Source organism: Endozoicomonas sp. (genome assembly GCF_031844845.1).
In the GTDB taxonomy this organism is placed as follows: Bacteria; Pseudomonadota; Gammaproteobacteria; order Pseudomonadales; family Endozoicomonadaceae; genus Endozoicomonas.
This window is the reverse complement of the sequence record NZ_JAVRMB020000133.1, coordinates 1-3634: the sequence shown is the minus strand read 5'-3', so window position 1 is coordinate 3634 and position 3634 is coordinate 1. Positions and strand designations below refer to the sequence as shown.

General features: G+C 43.1%; 3 protein-coding genes. 2 read left to right on the top strand and 1 reads right to left on the bottom strand.

Annotated features, from left to right (window positions below):
- Window positions 1-481: hypothetical protein (locus tag RM811_RS06740; RefSeq protein WP_402522137.1), on the bottom strand; the 481-nt coding region annotated here is incomplete at its 3' end.
- A 308-nt stretch (window positions 482-789) separates the two neighbouring features.
- On the opposite strand from RM811_RS06740, the gene RM811_RS06735 reads away from it, so the two are divergent.
- Both RM811_RS06735 and RM811_RS06730 read left to right on the top strand, forming a co-directional pair.
- Window positions 790-1077, top strand: a complete 288-nt coding sequence (locus RM811_RS06735; RefSeq protein WP_402522134.1) for a hypothetical protein — start codon at window positions 790-792, stop codon at window positions 1075-1077.
- On the top strand, window positions 1077-3634 hold a 2558-nt coding region (locus tag RM811_RS06730), incomplete at its 3' end, for a KGGVGR-motif variant AAA ATPase (RefSeq protein ID WP_402522132.1). The genes RM811_RS06735 and RM811_RS06730, both read left to right, overlap by 1 nt.

Here is a 3634-nt window from a genome sequence, read left to right as displayed (position 1 = left end):
GCCGGACAGTCTGATAAGTCTTCGACTGACGCAAATTATAAAGGTGTGAAATAGAAATACCTGCCAGCCGCTCATATCGATGATCGTCACGCATATAAGCCCGTTCGCAGATCTTCTTGATAGCCGGTCCATTGAGCCCGTTATGGAGCCGGTCTGTCTCAGCCAGCAGTCGGATATCGGCTTTGGTATACAGAGGCCTGAATCCATTAGCTGTCCGCTGTTTACGCTTCAGATGGCCGTTGGTGAGGTACTCCTTGATCAAACGGGTAATTTGGGCCCTGGAGTAACCAGTAGCAACTGTTAAATACTGCTTGCACAACCCCCTCTCATGCTTGCTCAGAGTGGCGTATCGGAAATGCCTGAGTGTTATTTCAATCCATTGATAACATTCGTTTTTTGACTCCCAGACTGGTTCTATATTTGGTGCTTGCTGGAGTAGTTCCTCTACTTGATCCAGAGTTTTTATTAGCCGTGTGTTCATGATAATTTTCATCCAGTAATCATGGACGAAAGATCAAAAATCACAGGCTCATTTCATGTTAGAAACAGGGACTCCCTTCAGGCTCATTTCATATTGGAAGAGACTGGAGGTCGCAAAGATCATTGCTACTACCTACAATCGATTGAATTTTATGTTTTACTAACAACATCACTAATACGATAGAAATAACTGATAGAGAAATGCACAATGCACACACAAGCCATTATAAGGCATTTAATTGTCTCGAAAACTGTCAACTCTCTAAGCTGACATGTTTATTTTATGCTGCGGAATGTGGTTTGAAATTCATGCTTATGAAGCAAGAAAGCCATAGGTCAAGCGAAGGTATTAACCGCCACAGTTTCGGACATGATCTCAACAAAATGTTAGATCATCTTCGCTGTGAAAAAAAGCTCCGTTTGCCTCCAAGTATAACGCTTCCGAATTTAAAACAACCAGTCAGGCAACGAAAAGCGAAGCAAAGCGATCTTAATCAGGTCTGGCGTTATGGTATTGAAATTAAAAAAATAAAAGATCATGACGAGATTACTCAAACACTTGAGAATATTTGCTTGTGGATAAAGGAGCAACGCTAATGAATCTTTATAGCTGGTTGGATGTAGAAAGGTTACTTGCAGCAAATTCTCAGAACTTCACCTCCTTCCCCACAGATATCGCAGATATACGCGCTTTCAGTGAGGCTATCGAAATTGATCTTAAAGGTGAAGATGAAACCGTAGCCTTTGATTTTCTCAACAGTATTTTTGCTAACAACTGGCAACGTCAGGAGAAAAGGATACAGCTCGCCTATGGAGCAGAAAGTTACATTGAGGTTGATATAACGACTCGCTGTGAAGAGCAGGCTCAACGTTCTCTGAAGCCATTGTGGAAAGACCTGGGTTACGATGCTGGTCAGTCATCATTATTACCAATAGATCCAACTCCATTTTCAGGAAAATGCAAAATTGCTGCATTTCATTCTTTTAAGGGGGGCGTTGGTCGTACTACTTCGCTCTTGACATGGTTTAAGGCCCTGCAAGCGAATTTCCACAGTTCTGAAAATAAACATAAGAAACTGAAGGTATTGTTAGTTGATGCTGATCTTGAGGCTCCCGGACTGACTTATTTATTTAAGTCAGCAGACAAGCCCGGTGTGTCCTGGATCCAGTTGCTGGAGGCCAGTCATTATCCGCCAGTCGATGAATCTGAAGTGGTCGACTATTTTTCCGAAGAGATCAATCGCTTTACAAAAAATGATGCGGGCTTTGAGTATTGTCTACTCCCTGCATTTTCGGAAAGTGAAAAGTTAGGAATGGGGCAGTTGATGGATATTTCTGTCCGTCCGGAGCATTTAACCCGTGCATTTGAACAGCCATGGCGATGTACTGATATTCTTCAAAAGCTTGGAGAAAAGCTGTCTGCTGACATAATACTCATCGACCTAAGGGCTGGCCTTAGTGAACTCTCCAGCCCCCTTCTCTTTGATCCAAGAGTAGAGCGATTCATTGTAACTACTTTGTCTGAGCAAGCCATCAAAGGCACAGAGTTCATATTGAATCGTCTGGCATCTATGGCAAATAATCAGCGTTGGCGTTCTCTTTTTGGGAGTGACACGCTTGACCCCAGAGTTATCACCACATTCATAACTGAAGAGTTTAAAAAGACTGACCAGTATCAGGAAGGTTTGGAACGCCTAAGTGCCGCCTATATGATCGATAAAAATCCAACCGACAATGTAAATGCAACTGACGGCCTTGAGATTATTGAAGGTGAGTTTAGTTCTCAAATGCTGAATTTAGGCTCCCTGGACCGAGCTTTGCATGTTATAGAATATGCTAACCCCCTGCTTACAGAAGCTTTGAATTGGGCCAAAGACTTCTCCGGTGAGGACAGCATCAGCGCTCAAGAGAACGCAGATGATTCAGCAGGTAACCTATATGATCTTTGCAATAAATTAGTATATGCAGAGAAAGGAGCAACAGAAAAACTGCTGCTGACAGAACCTCTCCGCAACCTGGCGCGTCGTCATACTAAAAGTTTGCCACAAGTTGTCTCTATCGGTGCTAAAGGTGCAGGAAAGACATTTAATTATATTCAGCTTTGCCGAAGGGGAATCTGGTCTAACTTCCTGGATGAGGCACAAGTCACTTTTAGTAAAGAACTGTCTGAACAGCTAGAGAATACTTACATTCTCCCTCATATTAGCTCTATTAATACTGAGGAAGAGGCAGAGACTGTTATTAATGATGCCAGAGCTACTTTTTACGGCAAAATTCAGGCAACAACCGGGCAGGGGTTTTCCCAAACCAGATTCACTCAAGGCTTAAAAACGGCAATGGGTAAACCGGATACTGACTGGATGTCTTTTTGGGAGAAAAGCATTGTTGATTTGCATGGCTTTGATGGTAGCGTTTCAGATTTTGAGAGCTTGAGCAGCTCCCTGGATAGCAAGGGACTTCAGACCATAATTCTCTTTGATGGACTTGAAGACCTGTTCCAAAATGTTGGGGAGAACGCTGTTCAAACTTCAGCAATTCAAAGTTTGCTAAACATCCCGAATCGCCTTAGAGAAGTGAGGAGCTGTCGGGTAGGCATCATAATTTTAATAAGAGAAGACTATGTAGAAGCGGTAACATCGCAAAATCACGGTCAGTTTGTCGCCAGGTATGAGCCATATCAGCTGGCATGGGATGCAGAGGCTTTTTTACGGTTGGTGTACTGGACATGCGAGCAAGCAGGTCTGGCACTCGCAACAGAGACAGTAAGCAATCTAACGGCTAGAGATATATCAGCAAAATTACATAGCTTGTGGGGGGTAAAGCTTGGCAAGCCTTCATCAAGAGAAGCTTACTCTGTACGTTGGGTTTATGCCGCATTATGCGATTTGAAAGGCAGGTTACAGGCACGGGATATTGTCCGGTTTTTAAAATATTCAAGTGAAAGAACACGAGATTCTGGCAATAAAGGCCAATGGCCAGATCGTGTATTGATGCCTCAGTCTATGAGGGATGCTATGGCTGTGTGCAGTGAAGAAAAAGTGAGTGAAGCTAAGAATGAACTTGCGGTATTGAAACATTGGATAGACCAACTTGATAAGGTCGACGCCAGTTTCAAAGTAATACCGTTTTCAGCTAAAGATATTGAGCTGAACCC